This window comes from Pedobacter hiemivivus (genome assembly GCF_004331685.1).
GTDB classification, from domain to species: Bacteria; Bacteroidota; Bacteroidia; order Sphingobacteriales; family Sphingobacteriaceae; genus Pedobacter; species Pedobacter hiemivivus.
This window is the reverse complement of sequence record NZ_SJSM01000030.1, coordinates 1-19,280: the sequence shown is the minus strand read 5'-3', so window position 1 is coordinate 19,280 and position 19,280 is coordinate 1. Positions and strand designations below refer to the sequence as shown.

Genomic DNA, 19,280 nt, shown 5'->3' with positions numbered 1-19,280 from the left:
AGATAAAACACATGAAAACAAATATATACCTTATTATACTGGCCGCTGTTTTAATAACAGTTGCGCCTTCATGCCAAAAAGGATATCTGGATAAAAGTCCTTTGTCAGGTCCCGCAGATGATACTTTTTTCTCCAACCAGGATGAACTTATATTGGCTGTTAACGGCTTGTATAAATATGTAAGTAATCCACCGCTTGATGGAATGCCCCTCAACCTTACTATAGATGACGGAACAGATATCGGTTGGGACCGTAACAATAGCGCCCTGCAAGCGCTAGGCAAAGGCAACCATGACAGCAACAATACCTACGCAAGAGATATCTGGAGAGACGCATATAAAGTAATCGCTAAATGTAATTTCATTCTGGATAATCTTGACAAAGTAAAGGACAAGACTACGCCGGCAATATTTAACCGCTCAAAAGCCGAAGCACGTTTCATTCGCGCCTATAACTATCAGTATCTAATTGATTACTTTGGCGGTGTACCATTGATTACTAAAATGTTAACCCTCGAAGAAGCTAAGATTCCTAAAACTTCAAAAGCTGAACTGGTCGATTTTATTATGAAAGAGTTAACCGAAGCAGCCCCGGATTTGCCAAATAGCTATACCGGAGCTGATGTTGGCAGGGCTACAAAAGGAGCAGCGCTATCCATTAAAGCCCGCTCCGCATTAAACAATGGGAAGTGGCAGGATGCCGCCGATGCGGCTAAAGCAGTCATGGATCTTAAAATCTATAGTCTGCATAACGATTTTGGTGCTTTGTTTAGTTATGCAGGACAGAATTCGAATGAGATCATCTGGGCATTTCAATATCTTCGCGCCTCAAAAACCAAAACCCATTCTACCCCAACAGCTCTTTTATCGAGGAACGGACAAGGATTTTCAAACAAAGTACCCTCACAATCACTTGTAGACGCATATCCATGCACAGATGGATTGAATATTGATGAGTCACCGCTTTTTGATCCTAAAGTTCCGTATAAAAACAGAGATCCCCGGCTTGGATTTACCATTGCATTGCCCGGGTCAATATATTTCAACTATCAGTTTGAAACACATAGAGACAGTTTAAAATGCTGGAATTACGATACAACACCAGCAACACGGGTCGACAATCAGGAAGCCATTAACGCCTTTGCTACATTTACCGGATATTGCTGGCGAAAATATGTAGACCTGGCCGATAAGGTAGACCGCTCCAATTCGGAGCTGAATGTAATACAGATTAGGTATGCTGAAATCCTGCTAATTTATGCCGAAGCCAAAAACGAACTCAATCAATTAGATCAGTCGGCCTATGACGCTATTAACCTGGTAAGGCAGCGGCCAAGTGTAAATATGCCGGCTATTACATTGGGTAAAACGCCAGCTGAGTTTCGCAGTTTAGTTCGTAAAGAACGCCTTTATGAACTGGCTATGGAAGGTTTCAGGCAAACAGATTTGCGTAGATGGAATATCGCGGAGAAAGCCATGACTGGAAATTTCTACGGAAGGATACAAAGAGGACTACTTGCAGCTGCACCACAAATTGATGAGAACGGCCTGGCCGATTATTCTGCGGTACCAAACCGTGCAGATTTGAGGGTAATAGAAATACGTACTTTCAATAGCGAACGGGATTATCTATGGCCAATTCCTAATATAGAAGTGGTGACCAATACCAAATTAATTCAAAACCCTAAATACTAGTTATGAAAAATATTCTTCTTTACTTGCTGATACCCATTCTGATCGGCTCATTGCTGCAGCCTTCACTAGCCCAGCAACCTACTAAAAAAGATTATGATATCTGTATTTATGGAGGAACTTCCTCGGGCGTAATCGCAGCTTATACCGCTGCCAAGCTTGGTAAGAGCGTACTGTTAATAGAACCGGGAAAACACCTTGGCGGAATGAGTTCCGGTGGCCTGGGACTTACTGATATTGGAAATAAATACGCCATCAGTGGTTTGGCGCTAGATTTCTACAGAAGAATAGGTCAGCATTATGGCAAATTTGAGCAATGGGTGTTTGAGCCCCATGTTGCCGAAAACCTGTTTCTTGATTACATTAAAAGAGCTAAAGTGGAAGTGTTGTACCAAAACCGTTTAGCGGTAGTGACCAGGAACGGAACCCTGATCAGCGAAATTACACTCGAAAGCACAAACAAATCAATGCCAAATAACAAGGTTAAAGCTAAAATGTTCATCGATTGTTCCTACGAGGGAGATCTGATGGCAAAGGCAGGTGTTTCCTATACTGTGGGCCGGGAAGCAAATGATCTGTACAAGGAAACCTTTAACGGCGTTCAGTTCATGAAAGGGCATCAAATGCTGGAGGGGATAGACCCTTACAAAACACCCGGAGATGCTTCAAGCGGATTGCTTTGGGGAATTAACCCCGGTGTATTGGAAAAAGACGGAACAGGAGATGAAAAAGTTCAGGCATATAACTTTAGGATCTGCTTAACCAATAAAAAAGATAACCTGATACCCATTGCCAAACCAGAAAACTACCAGCCGGAAAGATATGAATTGCTGCTCCGGCAAATGAAAAAAAGGCCATGGAAATCCCTGCAAGATGGTTTTATATGGAGTGGCATGCCAAATGGGAAAACCGATATCAACAACAGGAATGGTTTTTCTACCGATATGATTGGAATGAACTGGGAATACCCTGATGCGGATTACCAGAAAAGGGCCGAGATCTGGAAGGCGCATGTTGATTATACAAAGGGCCTGCTATATTTTGTAGGTAATGATCCTCGGGTTGATTCACACATCAGGGCAGAACTTAATCAATGGGGGTACCCTAAAGATGAGTATACTGATATGGGGAACTGGTCGCATCAGCTTTATGTGAGGGAAGCCAGGAGGATGAAAGGAGAGCTGGTTATGACACAACATCATTGTCAGGGCAAAGAAACCGTAACAGATGGTGTAGGAATGGCTGCATATACTATGGATTCGCACAATTGTGACCGACTGGTTGTCAATGGAATGGTGAAAAATGAGGGTAATGTAGAGGAGGGTGGTTTTGGCCCCTATCCAATTTCTTACCGTGCGATTGTTCCAAAGGAAACTGAGGTGAGTAACCTATTAGTACCGGTTTGTCTTTCTGCGAGTCATATTGCTTACGGCTCTATACGTATGGAGCCTGTTTTTATGGTGCTTGGTCAATCATCAGCAATGGCTGCGGTGCAAGCAATTGATCAGAAGCTGTCGGTACAACAGGTTGATGTGGCACAGGTGCAAGCACTACTAAAAACAAATCCTCTTGCGGATGGAAGTTCGCCGGAAATTTTGGTAGACAATAGCGATGTACTAAAAGTGGAGAAGAATGGCAATTGGACTATCCATAAATATGGTGGGTATGGTCCTGATTACTTTATCGCAGACACGGTTTCGCAGTATCCCAAATCAATTAGATATAAACCTGAGGTTTCTAAAAAGGGAAAGTATGAACTGTACATTTATTACCCAAAGTTGAAAAGTGCAGCCCAATCAACGCTCGTTCATGTTTATGACGGAAGTCGGATTAAAGAAGTCTTGATAAAGGATGCTGAAGTTAAGGTTGTTGGCCAAACTTCTGGTGAGTGGGTTAGCCTGGGTACATATTCCCTGGATGTAGGAAGAAAGGCTTACGTTGAAATTTTGGCAAAAGGATCGGATGGAGCCGTAGTGGCAGATGCTTTATTACTTGTGCCAGCAAAGTAAAAGATATATTTCAACCGTCAGGATTCTTTTGGTCATAAAAAGAGCCTATAAATCTGAAGTGCACCCCAAAAGTTATACACTATTGGGGGCATTTTTAATATTCTGATTGATGTATCAAACATTTTGTTTAAAATATTAAGTTTGTAAAAAAAATCATGTATAAGCTTTTTGCATTTTTAACAGTCCTGGTTATCTTAATATCCTGCAAAAAAGACAAATCACCGGAAGTGTCTTTTAAAGAAAGTATGTTGCAATTAAGTACGCACAACCTGGCAACCTATTCAATTGGATCAAACAGTAAATATCTGGTTGTTTTTGAGTCAGGGCTTGGCAATGACCATACAATATGGCAAACTAAGAGAGTTGCAGAAGATATTGGTGCTAAAATGGATGTGGTGGTTTATGACAGGGCTGGCTACGGAAAATCTACTATTGATAATACACCAAGGGATATCAGTAGACTTCGAATTGAGCTCAAATCAGTAGTGGACAAATATGCTAATGGCCGAAAGGTGATATTGGTTGGACATTCTTTAGGAGGCATGGTTATAAGGGATTTCGCCATTAAAAATCCAGGTATGGTTGCAGCTTTATTATTCGTTGATCCTTCACACGAAAATGTTCTTCGCCTTACGCAGGAAGCTGAAGATATACTTTTTAATTCCATCAATAACAGTAATGGTCCAAATTTTGGAGGAACGAAAGAAACCAGACAATTAATTGAAGATGCGCAATACATGGCAACCCTACCCAATCTGCCGAATGTTCCAGTGGTTGTTTTGACGGGTATGAAATCAGATCCCGGTTCAACGGGAAACACTCAGGATTTGTATAACGCCCACGAATTGTTAAAAAGCGGTGTTACGGACTTCACTCATATCTCGGATACAAATTCCGGGCATTTTATTATGATAGACAACCCAGGTCTTATAATTGAAAAATTTAATCTATTGATTTCTAAATTGCCGTAAAATCAGGTTCTTTATACAGCGCATACGTATACTTCTATGTAGCATCGATACGCGTAGAGTTTAGATGGAAATTCGCTCGAGCATTACTCGAGTAAAACCAACTAGAAGCAAAAAAACCTTTGGCAATTTAATGCTAAAGGTCTGATTTCAGTGTAGAGTCGGACGGCAAAGTGTCGAACCTTTATGAGGATTGTGAGGCTATTATGGATGTCAAGAAATTTTTTGAAATGAAAAAATAAGAAAAGTTCGGATCCGTTGTTAGGTCTGTTATGAAGAGCAAGTTGGTGAATTTAAGATGCTGGATTGCCTCTTTTTATTGTTATTTTTAACCTAATTAATGTTTTACTTATTTTAGATAAATATGTCCTATTTTAAAACATATGAAACATTTTGATGCAATTATCATTGGCTCCGGCCAGGCAGGTACTCCACTGGCAAAGAAATTAGCTTTAGCAGGAAAAAAAACGGCAATTATTGAAAAGCGATTTGTTGGCGGCACTTGCATCAATGATGGCTGCACCCCAACAAAAACCATGATCGCCTCCGCACGTGTGGCTCACAAAGCCAGAACAGCTGCTTTGCTAGGTGTGGAAACAGGGGAAGTTAAAGTGGATCTTAGAAAAATTAAAAACCGAAAGGATCAGATTGTCGAATCGTTCAGATCTTCGTCTCAAAAAGGACTGGAAGCAGCCGAAGGAGTTGAACTGATCTTTGGAGAGGCAAGGTTTTCTGGAAATAAAGAATTGACAGTGGCGACTTCAAACGGACAGGAAGAAGTTTTGACAGCAGACTGGATCTTTATCAATACAGGTGCGAGCACCACTATTCCTGAGTTGAAAGGATTGAAGGATATTGATTACCTGACTTCGACGACCATTCTTGATCTGGAACAAATTCCTGAGCATCTTATTGTTATCGGTGGAAATTACATCGGTTTGGAATTGGGCCAGATGTTTCACCGTTTCGGCAGTAAAGTCACTATCCTGGAAAAATCTTCCAGGATTACCGGACGTGAAGATGAGGATGTCTCTGCTGAAATGACAAAAATATTGCGTGATGAAGGGCTTAAGATCCTGACAGACATCAGCATTGGTGAAATGGAAAAGGTAAACGGAAAGATTAGCGTGAGTTTGGAATCGGGGGATAAAAAAGAGAAAATACTCGCCAGTCACCTGCTTATCGCTGTGGGCAGAACTGCGCAAACAGCATCGCTCAATCTGGCTGCTGCTGGCGTGGACACAGATGAAAAAGGACACATTGTTGTCAATGAAAAATTGGAGACCAATGTTAAAGGCATTTATGCTCTGGGCGATGTAAAAGGCGGACCAGCTTTTACACATATTGCCTATAATGATTATATCATCGTCTATGGAAATTTGATCGAAAATGCGGATTATAGCACTACCGGCAGGCCGGTGCCTTATTGTATGTTTACCGATCCTCAAATGGCCCGTATTGGAATTTCTGAATCAGAAGCCAAGGAAAAAGGATTTGATTTCATTGTTGCCAAAATTCCGATGTCCAGTGTAGCGCGGGGAATAGAGACCGGAGAAACTCTGGGATTTATGAAAGCTGTCGTTGACAGAAAGAGCAAAAAAATATTAGGAGCCTGCATTCTGTCGTCGGAAGGAGGTGAAATTATGTCAGTACTTCAAATGGCCATGGAGGGAGGAATTACCTACGACAGGATCCAGGAATATGTGTTTGCACACCCTACCTATTCTGAATCCCTTAATAATCTGTTTATGAAAATCAAAGATTAAAAAGGCATGATTACACTAGCAGATATCAGCAAGAATTTTGGAAGCACGCGAGCGGTCAATGAAATCTCATTTACTGTGCGAGAAGGAGAAACCCTTATACTGCTAGGTACCAGCGGATGCGGCAAGACTACTACGCTAAAGATGATTAATCGGTTAATTGAACCCGATTCAGGAACCATCAGCATCAATGGCCAAGCGATTAGTAGAGAAAAGCCCGAATTCCTAAGGCGTAGAATCGGTTACGTAATGCAAAATATCGGACTTTTCCCTCATTATACTGTTGCCGAAAACATTGCTGTTGTTCCGAAATTATTGAAATGGAATAAAGAAAAAACTCGCGAGCGTATATTGGAACTGATTGAAAAACTTCGTCTGCCGAATGATTGTATGAACCTGTTTCCCCACCAGCTAAGCGGAGGCCAGCAACAGCGTGTCGGATTGGCCAGGGCACTGGTCGCAGATCCGGCAATTTTATTAATGGACGAACCGTTTGGGGCGTTGGATAATGTAACCAGGTCAGGTATCCAGTCTGAATTTAAAGCGCTGGAAGAACTGAAAAGAAAAACGATTGTGATGGTCACTCATGATGTTCAGGAGGCTTTCGAACTGGCCGACCGCATTTGCCTGATGGATTGTGGTAAAATTGTTCAAATTGGCGCACCCAAAGACCTGCTTTATAAACCCGCTAGCGAGTTCGCCAGGAAGTTTCTGGACAGCCAGCGGCTAGCGCTTGAATTTAAGGTAGTTACCATAAAGGACATCTGGGAATTCCTGCCTGTCAATATTTTGAGGGGCAAAGTAAATGCGCTTTCTGCCACCACTGATGTTTGGTCGGCCATGGAAATACTAAGTTCAACTTTAAACGATAAGGTTCAGTTATTTTCGGACCCGGAAACACAACAGACAAAGGTGATCAACTTCCAGGAACTGAGCGGCGCATTTCATTCCTATAAACAAACCAGAAGCCATGATTGAGCAGCAGCAGAGCTTATGGAGCTTCATCACAGAGCAAGCTGATAAGTTACTTGCCCAGACTTTGCAGCATCTTGGGCTGACGTTTATCTCACTGTTGCTGGCAATAGCAATTGGCCTTCCTCTTGGCATTTTGATTGCCCGGCGAGGGAAACTGGCAGGCAGTGTTCTGGGGGTAGCGGGTGTGCTGCAGACTATTCCGAGTATCGCGCTTCTGGGTTTCATGATCCCGCTGCTTGGTATTGGCGCAAAGCCAGCTATTGTGGCACTGCTGATCTATGCCTTGTTACCGATCATCCGCAATACTTATACAGGAATTGTAGGTATAGATCGCCATATTATAGAAGCAGCAAACGCTTTGGGGATGAGCAAAACGCAAATCCTTTTCCGGGTAGAGCTGCCTTTGGCAATGTCGGTGATCCTGGCCGGGATTCGTACCGCTACTGTGATCAATGTAGGGGTCGCCACGCTTGCCTCCTTTATTGCCGCAGGTGGGCTGGGAGAATTTATTTTTGGCGGGATTTCACTGAATAACAGTAATATGATTCTTGCGGGGGCTATTCCCGCAGCATTGTTAGCGGTCATTTTAGATTTCCTGTTGTCAAGGGTACAAAAGCTCGACTTCAGAAAACTAAGAAAGGTATTGTATCTAATTCCCTTGCTCATCTTGCTGTTAGGGGGCTTTTATTTACTTCCTGCTACGTACGGATCTAAGCTAAAAGCAGGCTTTACGCCTGAGTTTATGGGCAGACAGGATGGGGATTTAGGCTTGAAATCCGTCTACGGACTGGAGATTCCCACCACAGTGATTAGTGATGCCGTGATGTACAAAGCTGCTTATGAGGGAGAATTGGATGTGATTAGTGGTTATTCAACAGACGGTAGATTAAAGGCCTTCGGGCTGACCATATTGAAAGATGACAAAGGGATATTCCCTCCTTACTATGCCGCGCCGATTGTTCGACAGGCATCCCTCGATAAATTTTCCGGCCTGGAAGACGTATTAAACCTGCTGGCCGGAAAGATCAACGATTCTTTGATGACGGATCTCAATTACAGGACTGACTACCTGAAACAAACGCCTGAACGTGTAGCAAAAGATTTTTTGATCCGTGAAGGCTTGTATAAAAGTCCCCGAAACGGACACGCTGGTATAGTTCGCATCGGTTCAAAGATATTTGGCGAGCAATACATTTTAGCGGAGATGTATCGCATGTTGATTAAAGGCAATACCGAATATGATGTTTCAACAAAAACGGGACTGGGCGGCACCAAGATCTGTTTTGATGCCCTGATGAATGATCAGATCGATTTTTATCCCGAATATACCGGAACAGGCCTGCTTGTTTTACTGCAGCCTGATCCCAGGGTTGCTAAAGAAATTGCTCATGATAGAAACAGGACATACAGCTATGTGAAAACAACCTTTCAAAAAAAATATCAGATCCGATGGCTTAAACCGATCGGATTTAACAATACTTATGCGTTAATGATGCGAAAAAAACAATCCGAAGCCCTTAACGTTTCTACCATCACAGCACTCAAAAAATATATAGATAGAAACTAATGACTTTTTTCGAACAATATTTCTACTGGGGAACTGGGCAAAGTAAAAGAATTCTATCGGTCCACTCTTGGCCTGGATGTAAGAGATGGCCAGATGGGAACCCTTGAGCTACACATCACGGATTCCATACCGGTTTTAATCTATCTAAAATCCAATCATGAGCCGGCGACCTTTACAGTACTCAATTTTCCTGTTGAAAGTGTTGATGCGACAGTGAATGACCTTATGGGAAAAAGAGTTCAGTTTGAACAATATAGCTACGAGTACCTCAAAACAGACGAGAAAGGCATCTTTCGCGGTGAGGGGCCGGTAATAGCCTGTTTTAAGGATCCTGGGGGAAATATACTTTCAGTGATGGAAAAGGCCTGACTTGTTAAATAAACTTAATTGTATTCTTGAAGCTGCTTTTTAGACCATTTCAGATAAAAGTTTAAGAAGTTTTTTAGTGATTGTCGAACACGATTTGGCCAAGTTATAATAGTTTGGGCTACAGGTTTTTATTGACATAAAAAAAGGAAACAACCCTGATGTGGCGTTTCCTTAAGTAGCGGGGAGCAGAATCGAACTGCCGACCTCAGGGTTATGAATCCTGCGCTCTAACCATCTGAGCTACCCCGCCGGGTTTTTATTAATATAATGATATTAAATATTAATATGGTTGTTTTTTTTAAGAGCTGCAAATATAGGAGAATGATTTCAAATAATAAAAAAAAATCTCCAATAATCCTTACTATTATGCTTTAACGGTGATACTAAGCTAGTTATTTTGGGGTGTGCTGGTGAAAGATATGGTTAATTATAATATATGTAGCGTAAGTTACGCATAATACTTATAATCAATTTTTATGTAAATCCTGCGCTCTAACCATCTGAGCCGCACTTTCTGGCTTTTGATGATTAAAAAATCAATGTGATTTTCTAAAGAGTTGCAACTGTAGAAAAAATTACTTTCCTTTAGAAATATAAATAAAAAATTGTCTAAGAAATTCAGAAAGTAAGCGTTTAACGATGTCAGAAAAGAAAAAATTTACCCTAGAATATGAATTGAGATCGTCTCCACGTATTTTATTTAGCTTTATTAGCGAGCCAAATGGTTTATCCCAATGGTTTGCGGATGATGTTGTCTTCCGTGATCAGACTTATACCTTCACATGGGATGATGAAATACAAAAAGCGAAATTACTTAGTATAAAGGAAAATAAACTCGTTAAATTTAAATGGCTTGATGACGACCCGCATTGCTATTTTGAAATGGAAATCGTTCAAGACGAATTAACCAATGATGTAGCGCTTTCGATAACAGATTTTGCTACTGAAGATACCATGGCCGAGCGTACATTGATTTGGGATAATCAGATAAACTACCTGCATAGTGTATTAGGTGCTTAATTTTTCGTTGGCTTTGCCTACATTTGTATATTGAAAAAGATTCATTTACTACTTGTCAAAGCATTTATAAAGCCATTCTTCGTCACTTTTTTTATAGTGATGTTCATACTATTGATGCTTTTTTTGTTTAAGTATGTTGACGAACTAATCGGAAAAGGATTCGAGTGGTACGTAATACTTGAGCTGATGTATTATGCATCTGCAGCCAATGTTTCCATGGCACTTCCGCTTTCGATACTGCTGTCGTCTATTATGACATTCGGTACGTTAGGGGAGAATTATGAATTGGTAGCCATCAAATCTGCAGGTATTTCTTTGCAAAAAGCGATGATGCCTTTATTGGTTGTGATTATTTTTCTGGCCATTAGCTCCTTTATTTTTTCTGATTACATGTTGCCTAAAGCAAACTTAAAGTTTGGCTCACTGCTTTGGGATATCCGGAATAAAAAACTCTCTTTTCTAATTAAAGAGGGCGTATTTAACAATAGTATTCCTGGTTATTCCATTAGGGTCGACAAAAAAAATGACGATGGGGAGTTGAAAAATGTAATGATTTATGATCATACCGGTAACAATGGGATAGCAAAGATCATTATTGCCAAAGAGGGTAAAATGTCCAAAGATGATAGTCATTTGGTGTTAAATCTTCATGATGGCGTTAGGTATGAGGAATCAAGCGGAAAAAGCTCTTCCTATAATCCAAGGCAGGAATTAACTCGAATGCGCTTTAAAGAAACGGACCAAAAGTTCGACATCTCTAGTTTTAAAATGAATAGAACAGATGAAGAAGGCTTTAGGGGCAATACGCAAATGCTCAACTTAAAAGGTCTGTCCAAAAAGAAAGATTCTTTATCCAGCGAGTTAGATAGTATAAATAAATTTGCCGCTTTGAATGTAAGTAGTTATTACAAACAAAATAATTATACAAAAGGGTATACAAAGTTAATGGCCAAGGTGAAGGGGATAGACAAGCCTGTACTTAATATAGTTCCAAAAAACCAAAAGTTATCGATTATACAAAGTGCATTAGATCAGGCTAACACTGTGATGCAAACCACATCTGGGCGAATTGCTGATCATGGCGATAGGACCAGAAGTATCATTAAGGTGGAGATTGAGTATCAAAAGAAGTTTACACTCGCTTTCTCCTGTCTGTTACTATTTTTTATTGGGGCGCCTTTAGGGGCAATTATACGAAAAGGTGGCCTTGGTTTACCGGTTGTAGTCGCTATCGTATTTTTCCTGCTTTATCATATCATCGCTACCGTTGCCGAGAAGTCTGCAACCCAGGGATCCTTAACTCCATTTTTTGGTATGTGGTTGGCTATTATTATTTTATCCCCTTTAGGTGCTTTTCTGACGTATAAAGCAACTGTTGATTCAGCTTTGTTTGATGTTAATAATTTCAAGCTGGTATTCACTAAGATTTTTAAAATATTTAAAAGGAAATCACCTTCACAGGCAGTTTAACGGGGATGGCAATCCCACAACCCGCTATTCATTACTTATTTATGATATTTTAAGGCGTGAAATTGTGTTGGAAGGTTGTAACTTTGCAAGGCAAATTTAATAGATTTTCAAATTGATTTAGGATTTGGGGATTGATATACTTATAAAATGGAAATTAAACTCGATGCAATAGAAGATGCTATTGCGGATATAAAAGCAGGAAAAGTTATTATCGTTGTAGACGATGAGGACAGAGAAAACGAAGGCGATTTCTTAACTGCAGCTGAGAACGCTACCCCAGAAGTTATCAATTTTATGGCTACTTATGGCAGAGGTTTAATCTGTGCTCCATTAACGGAACAGAGATGTGATGAACTTGGCCTGGAGCCTATGGTGGGTAAAAACACTGCAGCCTATGAAACGAATTTTACAGTTTCTGTAGACTTACTTGGATATGGCTGTACAACGGGAATTTCGGCATCAGATAGATCTAAAACTATTCTTGCGCTAATTAACCCTGATATCGATCCTGCTGAACTTGGGAGACCAGGACACATATTTCCTTTAAGATCTAAAGATGGTGGAGTACTGAGACGCTCAGGCCATACAGAAGCTGCTGTAGATTTGGCTATTCTAGCTGGGATGAAACCAGCAGGTGTGCTTGTAGAGATTTTAAAGGATGATGGAGAAATGGCAAGGCTTCCTGATTTGCTTAAAATTGCAGAAAGACATCAGTTAAGAATCATCTCTATCAAAGATCTTATTGCTTACAGATTAAGTAAAGAAAGCCTGATTAAGGAAGAAGTTACGATTAACTTACCTACGCAATGGGGCGACTTTAATATGACTGCTTATACGCAGTTAGATAACAACGCCACTCACTTAGCTATTAGCAAAGGAAAGTGGACTCCAGATGAGCCAGTGTTAGCAAGGGTTCATAGCTCTTGTGTAACAGGTGATATATTCGGATCATGCCGTTGCGATTGTGGACCACAGCTTCACAAAGCTTTAGAAATGATAGATAAAGAAGGTAAAGGAGTTGTTGTTTACATGAACCAGGAGGGACGTGGGATAGGACTAATCAATAAATTACGTTCATATAACCTGCAAGATGCTGGTTTTGATACTGTAGAGGCTAATATAAAATTAGGCTTTAAAGGCGATGAACGCGATTATGGGGTAGGTGCACAGATATTAAGAGCTCAGGGCGTCAGCAAGATGCGATTGATGTCTAACAACCCAACAAAAAGAGCTGGTTTGATCGGATATGGTCTGGAGATTGTGGAGAACATCCCAATTGAAATTGAAAGTAATGTTCACAATGAACTTTATTTGAAAACAAAACGTGATAAGATGGGACATCAAATCATGAAAGGCTAAGGATTTATTTCCTTTTTGGCTTTTTTTGATCATTTAATATTGCCTCTTTATTTGCAGGCTGCTGGACAGCGGAAGGTTTTTTATCATCTTCCGCTGTCTTTTTTTTGTCGGCTAATTTCTTCTTTTCATCCCTTCTGAGTTTTCCTGTAATCTTTTGAAAAAACTCTTTGAAACTATCAAACTGTTGCGTGTAAATTAGGCCAAATGAGGTCACATTTGTGTTTTGACTCTGGGCAATATTAAAAACACTCTGCTGAGTAGGCGGCTTATTTGCCAATTTACCCACTAAAGTTCCATCTTTTTTTATCAGTGCAAGCACTTCGACTTCGCCCCCTACATTTTCGCTGTCAAAGCCAATAGGCGAAAGATCGCTATTGGTAGTTCTTTTGTCTACAATACCCGCATTTAAAATTATCCTGTTTTCGAAAAAGCGGAAGGATGCATTAGCTTCACTTAAGGAACGAATGTTAATGTCAACAAAATCAAGATTTAACGAGGAAAGCACATTGTTAAACTGGTTAAACAACAGCTCTGTTGCGGTACTTGCTACCCCTGAAGTTAATTGTTTTCCAAGCCCCTCTCTTCCTGTTCCTGGCGCAAAGCTTCGTCTGATGATTAAGCTTAAGGCTTGTAAATTCCTGTTGTTGTCGTCATTAAAATAAGTCTGCATTTCCTCTTTAATCGCAGGATTTGAAGGGAAAAATACATCAAGCTTAATGTCCGGTCTTAATAATAAACCGCTTAATCCCATTTCAACTTCAACAGGAACTCTGTCATTTGGGTTAGGATTGTCCCTATTCGCAGCAGAATACAAGTCTGTGGTGCTTGCTCTAAGCGCGTATATGGCCTTTAAGTTGATTTGGGCAAGGGTAGGGTTGCCAGTCCACCGGATCGTGCCACCTTGCCTGATACTAAACTTTTTGTTAATGACCTCCTGAGCCGTAAAATCAAAGCTGCCAGATTCTATAATATAATCGCCAGACATTTCAAAGTCGCCCAAACTGTTAATTTTAAGTGCAAGGTTTTTAGAATTCCCTTTACCACTCAAATTACCTAGTGAAGTAAAGATGTTCGCAGTACTATTTGCGTCAACATCAAGTTTTAAGCTCATCGTTAACCCTTCAAAGCTGGTTTGCTTTTTTACATAGGTAGCAGTGTCTTTACTTACAAAAGTGATGAAATCTTTGCTCGAAACAGTTTCAGAGCTGTTTAATGGCAAATTGAATACTGTTCCCTTTTCAGTTTTCGCATCAATATCAATATACATCCGGTTTGTAGGTCCCTTAAATTTAAAAGTTCCGGTTGCATAAGCCTGGCCAAAGTATAGGGCGTTGTCTTTTTCAGTGGTATTTAAGGCCATGAAGTTGGTGGCCTCTACGTTTACATCGAGTCTGGGATTGTTGATGTTATTCAAATCTACCGTACCGTTTGCTATGGCTTCATGCCCATTTACATCTAAAAGTTTAAGATCCTCAAGCTCAATAACACTATTGTTTACTGCAACAGCATCCGATATGGTATATCTTGTTTTGAGGTAATTGATGGTCATTGTGGCTTCATCTAAAGATAGTGCACCTTTAATCTCCGGTTTTTCAAAAGGACCTTTTACCGTAAGGTCGGCTGACACATTACCTTTTAGATCGGAGACCAGATGTTTAACAAATGGCGCTAAAATTACCAGTTCAGTTTTGTCGAGCTTTATCCCAAGATCAATTTCTTTCTTCTCAAGATCCAGTTTACCAGTCGCTCTTAAAGTTTCCCTATCGGCGGTAACAATATTGGTAAATATATTCGCCATATTTTTGGCTTTGTCGTAAGAAGAGGTATCTGTTAGACTGCCTATATAGGTATCATTAAAAACCAGGGAGTCTATTTTTAGATTGTCGTGTATTTCAGGAGACTTAAGGATGTTGGCCAATGTCGTTTCCCCATTTACATTCCCGCTAATTTTAAGGCCAAGGGCCTTTACAAAAGGATTTAAGGTTGTTAAACTAAAATTTTTAAAGCCAACCAGCACTAAATCTTTGGGATCATTTGACAATATACCATCCACGGTAATGAATTGGTTTTCGTGGTTGAGATCGAAATTCTTGATCTCGGTTTTTCCATCTTGAAAGCTTATGCTTACTTTTTCCTGAATCTTCCACTCTTCATTGTTCACTTTTAAGATCGAAGGTAGGATACTGACGCGGGCAGTTGTATCGTTAGAGAATTCAATCAAGCCGTTTAAATCCAGCTGATTTACATCGTCTTCATTAGAAAGTTTAACGTTTAGGGATAGACTGTCGTTTCTTAGAATGTTGGAAATATTTACATTTTTGATGTATAAACTGTCATTCAGATCAACCCTGTCCGAAGTAATAATAGCTTGTAGCTGATTCGTGCTGGTGTTTTCATCAATAATGATATTGTTTACAACTACTCCATTGTATTTTAATTTCTTGATAAACCCATTAAGTGTAGCCGTATTGTTTGGTGAATCAAAATTCCCCACAAAAGTTGCTTGATCTTCTATTTCCAGTCCTGGAACTAGCAACTGGGCTACGGGCTCAAATCTTTTTATGTTTAAATTGAACTGAAAAATTTGATCTTTAAATTTTACAATATCAGTCTTTAAGGACGGGATGTATCTTTTTGCTAAAGTCTTATAATAGGATGGGAGCGTATTTAAGTCGTATTGACCTTTAATACTGGCGTCAAGTATATCCGATTTTACAGCTAAACTGCGTTCTTTTCCTACACCGCTCGCTCGTAGTTCAACAGAATCAATGTTGTAAATTCCTTTAACATTATCCAACTTTATTTCCTGCAGGCGGAGGTATCCTTGAATGTTGTCCAGATTACTTCCAGAAAAATTGGTGCTAAATACGGCGTCAATTTTAAGCGAATCCTTATATATTTTAAGGGCCCTCAACTTGGCATTTTTTATAGTCGCTTTAAAATTGAATACCGGTAGCTTTGGATTCAGGTTCACACCACCATCAAAAACAAGTTGAACATTTTTATCATTGATTTTTAAACTCCCATCGAAATACTTCTTGTCGAAAGTTCCATCAATTTTAACGTTTCTATATCTATAATTGTTAAAGTCAATATAGTCTATATCTCCATTTAGTTTTTCTGATAAGCTATTGATCTCTGTCCCTCTACCTTTAACATTTAATGAAGCCGTAATTCGACCCAATGTTTTTTCGTTAATTAAGTTTCCTAAATTGAAATCATATGTTTTAACACTACCGGTGTAGGATGGAATTCCCTTTTTGTCGATTTTCATGTTGACATCCGATACCGCTCTACCTAATTTGGTTTTAAATTCACCGTAGGCAATAAAGTCATTTTTAAAACCAGTAAAAGATCCATTGAAATTAATGTTCCCAAATTTATCTATGATTGTAGGGATCACTTTTGCTTTCTTACCCGTTATATCTGTTACAATTTCATCAAGGTCAGCTTTATTTGTTCCCGCCATATCAACCTTCATATCCATAAAGGTCTCGTTTAGATTGGGTAGTCCTTTTAGGACAAAATCGCCCTTTATATAGGTTGCTTTGCCGGCTTTAACGGTAAGTTTTTTTGCTTTTAAATGATTTACCAGGCCGGTAACCTGACCGTCAATGTCAATATCTAAGTTCATCTGATCAAGTTCAGACGTAAAGTAAGAAATGTCGTGTGAGGATATATGACTATCAACAAAGTTGGCCTTCATCCTTATCTTGTTGAAATAATCATTAAAATCTTCAAAGGTTTTAAAACGCATTTGAAAATAATCCGTCAGTCTGGTTCTGTTTGTAACCAGCATCATATTTTTCAACTCAATATTATTGGTGTCGACTGTTGTAAGCGCTGTTAAGTTTTTAAGGTAAAAACCACTTTTCTCTCTAAAGGTTAGATCCTTTATATGGGTTTGGAGGATATGTTCCTTGGTGTTGAAGCCTTCAAAAATCCCATTTAGATTACTTAAGGCCACATCATCAAAGTTTATCCCCTTCATGATGGTGTCCCGTCTAAAGTTTTTATACTTGAAACTGAAATTATTAAGTATGATTCGGTCGAAGGATATTTGGTAAGGTTTTTTCTTCTTTTTAACTGTTTTTGGACCGGAATCAAAGTAGTCTATGATGAAATCCAGATTAGTCGACCGGTCTTTAAACGATTTTAAGAAAAATGACCCTTTATTGATCTGAACCGTATTGATCGCTATTATCCGCTGTTTTAAGGAAAACTGATTAATACTGACGATGAATTTTGGCGTGTTTAGTATGGTATCCTTTTGTTGATCAAGTACCAGTAAATCCTCGATAACTACAGACGTGAAGGGTTTTATATAGATACTACTTAATGATACTGTGGTATTTAATTCGTTTGAAAGGTAGGCTGCGGCTTTTTTTGCCACATAGGTTTGCACCGGCTTAAACTGGAGGGCAAAAATAACGATCGCAACTAGTAAAATTACTGATGCAACGAGCCAAAGAAGTATTTGTAATAGTTTTTTAATAGTTTTGTAGCTTAATTATAAATACCCGTGTCTGTAATACTTGCTATAGAATCTTCTTGCGATGAAACTTCGGTTGCCATATGTAACAACGGCAAAATTACTGCCAATGTTATTGCAAACCAAACAATTCATGAAAATTATGGTGGTGTAATACCTGAGCTTGCCTCAAGGGTACATCAACAAAATATTGTTCCGGTTATTCAACAAGCGTTAACAGACGCTAAAGTTAATAAAAAGGAGCTGAATGCGATTGCTTTTACTAGAGGACCAGGGTTATTAGGTTCTTTATTGGTTGGCGTATCGTTTGCTAAGTCTTTCGCATTGGCGCTTGATTTGCCGCTTATCTCGGTAAATCATATGCACGCGCATATTTTGGCCCATTTTATTGACGATCCGAAGCCTAAATTTCCCTTCCTTTGTCTGACTGTATCAGGTGGGCATACACAAATTGTTCTGGTTAAAGACTACTTTAACATGGAGATAGTAGGGGAGACTTTAGATGATGCTGCGGGTGAAGCGTTTGATAAGACAGCGAAAATATTGGGTTTGCCTTATCCAGGTGGTCCACTGATAGATAAACACGCGAAAGATGGAGATCCAAAAGCTTTTAAATTTGCGGAACCTCAAATCAAAGACCTGAATTATAGTTTTAGTGGTTTGAAAACCTCAATATTATACTTTATCAGAGCTCAGGAGAAAGAGAATCCTAATTTTATTGCTGATCATTTGAATGATATTTGCGCATCAGTCCAACATAGTATTGTATATATTTTGCTGAATAAATTGAAGAAAGCGGCGTTGCAATACGGAATAAAAGAGATTGCCATTGCTGGTGGGGTTTCTGCGAATAGTGGTTTAAGACTTGGATTGCAAAGTATGGCTGATCAATTGAACTGGAATGTTTATATCCCAGCGTTTGAGTACTGTACTGATAATGCAGCGATGATTGCAATAGCAGGGTATCATAAGTATCTAAATGGGGATTTTGTTGGGCAAGATGTTGCTCCGCTTTCAAGAATGGAATTTTAAAATAAATAAAGAATTATGAATTCAGCTAGTTATATATTTTTCGGATTACTGTTAATCCCATTGGTTGTTTTCTTGGGTTGGCTTCTTAAGAAAGATAAAGAGAGGAGCTATTTGGGGATAGTAGTACTGATTGCTATGGCCTTGATCGCACTGTTTGCCATTATTAAATATGACAGTAAATTTATGGAAACTGGGCCAGGGTCGAGACTTAAATCGCAAACGCCAAGTTACCGGTAACAAAAAAAAAGGCCGTATTATTAGTTCGGTCGTCATCCTGAATTTATTTCACTGTTGTCCGGAGAAAATGATAAAACACAAAAAAAGCGGCTTAATAAATCATTAGGCCGCTTTTATATTTTAAAATTGATTTCAAAGCCCCCAAAGCTAAGCTGATTAGTTTTAAGTGCTACAGGTAACTTATCTGGGTCGTTTAAAAAAGTGAAAAGATTAATGTAACTCATCAGATGTAGTCTTATAATTGAACTAAGGTTCGAGAAAGACCATTTTCTTTTAAGCTGCACTTGAATCAGTTTGACCAGTAAATCAGATATAAACGCACACCATA

Annotated in this window: 12 protein-coding genes, 1 tRNA gene and 1 pseudogene; 11 read left to right on the top strand and 3 right to left on the bottom strand. The window is 39.4% G+C overall.

Annotated elements, in window-relative coordinates; all coding sequences use genetic code 11:
• Nucleotides 1-11: 11 nt before the first annotated feature.
• The 7 genes from EZ444_RS24630 (at nt 12) to EZ444_RS24600 (ending at nt 9,342) form a co-directional block, all read left to right on the top strand.
• A complete protein-coding gene (locus EZ444_RS24630) occupies nt 12-1,694 on the top strand; it encodes a RagB/SusD family nutrient uptake outer membrane protein (RefSeq protein ID WP_131612386.1) in 1,683 nt (560 codons plus the stop codon).
• A gap of 2 nt (nt 1,695-1,696) precedes the next feature.
• Nucleotides 1,697-3,700, top strand: coding sequence for an FAD-dependent oxidoreductase (locus EZ444_RS24625; RefSeq protein ID WP_131612384.1), 2,004 nt, complete (start codon nt 1,697-1,699; stop codon nt 3,698-3,700).
• A gap of 155 nt (nt 3,701-3,855) precedes the next feature.
• Nucleotides 3,856-4,671 (top strand): alpha/beta fold hydrolase, encoded by an 816-nt coding sequence (locus EZ444_RS24620; RefSeq protein WP_131612382.1) that lies wholly within the window; start codon nt 3,856-3,858, stop codon nt 4,669-4,671.
• 380 nt (nt 4,672-5,051) lie between these two features.
• On the top strand, nt 5,052-6,434 hold the full coding sequence (locus EZ444_RS24615; RefSeq protein ID WP_131612380.1) for a mercuric reductase: 1,383 nt from the start codon (nt 5,052-5,054) through the stop codon (nt 6,432-6,434).
• Between the two features lie 6 nt (nt 6,435-6,440).
• On the top strand, nt 6,441-7,409 hold the full coding sequence (locus tag EZ444_RS24610; protein WP_131612378.1) for an ABC transporter ATP-binding protein: 969 nt from the start codon (nt 6,441-6,443) through the stop codon (nt 7,407-7,409).
• Nucleotides 7,402-8,973 (top strand): ABC transporter permease/substrate-binding protein, encoded by a 1,572-nt coding sequence (locus EZ444_RS24605; protein WP_131612376.1) that lies wholly within the window; start codon nt 7,402-7,404, stop codon nt 8,971-8,973. The genes EZ444_RS24610 and EZ444_RS24605 overlap by 8 nt, the downstream gene beginning before the upstream one ends.
• A gap of 93 nt (nt 8,974-9,066) precedes the next feature.
• Nucleotides 9,067-9,342, top strand: coding sequence for a VOC family protein (locus EZ444_RS24600; RefSeq protein ID WP_225874838.1), 276 nt, complete (start codon nt 9,067-9,069; stop codon nt 9,340-9,342).
• Nucleotides 9,343-9,518: 176 nt separating this feature from the next.
• Here EZ444_RS24600 and EZ444_RS24595 read toward each other — a convergent pair.
• Nucleotides 9,519-9,592: transfer RNA gene (locus EZ444_RS24595), tRNA-Met, on the bottom strand.
• A gap of 389 nt (nt 9,593-9,981) precedes the next feature.
• Between EZ444_RS24595 and EZ444_RS24590 the strand changes: the two genes are divergently transcribed.
• The 3 genes from EZ444_RS24590 to EZ444_RS24580 all read left to right on the top strand — a co-directional run bounded on the left by EZ444_RS24590 (nt 9,982) and on the right by EZ444_RS24580 (nt 13,191).
• Nucleotides 9,982-10,362, top strand: a complete 381-nt coding sequence (locus EZ444_RS24590; protein ID WP_131612372.1) for an START-like domain-containing protein — start codon at nt 9,982-9,984, stop codon at nt 10,360-10,362.
• A 30-nt stretch (nt 10,363-10,392) separates the two neighbouring features.
• A complete protein-coding gene (locus tag EZ444_RS24585) occupies nt 10,393-11,832 on the top strand; it encodes an LptF/LptG family permease (protein WP_131612371.1) in 1,440 nt (479 codons plus the stop codon).
• A 147-nt stretch (nt 11,833-11,979) separates the two neighbouring features.
• The gene (locus EZ444_RS24580; RefSeq protein WP_131612369.1) at nt 11,980-13,191 is read left to right on the top strand and encodes a bifunctional 3,4-dihydroxy-2-butanone-4-phosphate synthase/GTP cyclohydrolase II; all 1,212 of its coding nucleotides are present in this window, start codon (nt 11,980-11,982) and stop codon (nt 13,189-13,191) included.
• Between the two features lie 4 nt (nt 13,192-13,195).
• Here the strand turns inward: EZ444_RS24580 and EZ444_RS24575 are convergent, their stop codons facing one another.
• On the bottom strand, nt 13,196-17,584 hold the full coding sequence (locus tag EZ444_RS24575) for a translocation/assembly module TamB domain-containing protein (RefSeq protein WP_225874837.1): 4,389 nt from the start codon (nt 17,582-17,584) through the stop codon (nt 13,196-13,198).
• 129 nt (nt 17,585-17,713) lie between these two features.
• Between EZ444_RS24575 and tsaD the strand changes: the two genes are divergently transcribed.
• Nucleotides 17,714-18,715, top strand: coding sequence for a tRNA (adenosine(37)-N6)-threonylcarbamoyltransferase complex transferase subunit TsaD (gene tsaD / locus EZ444_RS24570; RefSeq protein ID WP_131612365.1), 1,002 nt, complete (start codon nt 17,714-17,716; stop codon nt 18,713-18,715).
• Between the two features lie 350 nt (nt 18,716-19,065).
• Here tsaD and EZ444_RS27495 read toward each other — a convergent pair.
• Nucleotides 19,066-19,280: pseudogene (locus tag EZ444_RS27495) on the bottom strand (hypothetical protein); the annotation flags it as partial.

Bases quoted from the DNA above. Each gene is read 5' to 3' on its own strand.
- EZ444_RS24620 (WP_131612382.1), top strand. From the start codon at position 3,856: ATGTATAAGCTTTTTGCATTTTTAACAGTCCTGGTTATCTTAATATCC.
- EZ444_RS24630 (WP_131612386.1), top strand. From the start codon at position 12: ATGAAAACAAATATATACCTTATTATACTGGCCGCTGTTTTAATAACA.
- EZ444_RS24625 (WP_131612384.1), top strand. From the start codon at position 1,697: ATGAAAAATATTCTTCTTTACTTGCTGATACCCATTCTGATCGGCTCA.
- EZ444_RS24605 (WP_131612376.1), top strand. From the start codon at position 7,402: ATGATTGAGCAGCAGCAGAGCTTATGGAGCTTCATCACAGAGCAAGCT.
- EZ444_RS24600 (WP_225874838.1), top strand. From the start codon at position 9,067: ATGGGAACCCTTGAGCTACACATCACGGATTCCATACCGGTTTTAATC.
- EZ444_RS24580 (WP_131612369.1), top strand. From the start codon at position 11,980: ATGGAAATTAAACTCGATGCAATAGAAGATGCTATTGCGGATATAAAA.
- EZ444_RS24615 (WP_131612380.1), top strand. From the start codon at position 5,052: ATGAAACATTTTGATGCAATTATCATTGGCTCCGGCCAGGCAGGTACT.
- EZ444_RS24590 (WP_131612372.1), top strand. From the start codon at position 9,982: ATGTCAGAAAAGAAAAAATTTACCCTAGAATATGAATTGAGATCGTCT.
- EZ444_RS24610 (WP_131612378.1), top strand. From the start codon at position 6,441: ATGATTACACTAGCAGATATCAGCAAGAATTTTGGAAGCACGCGAGCG.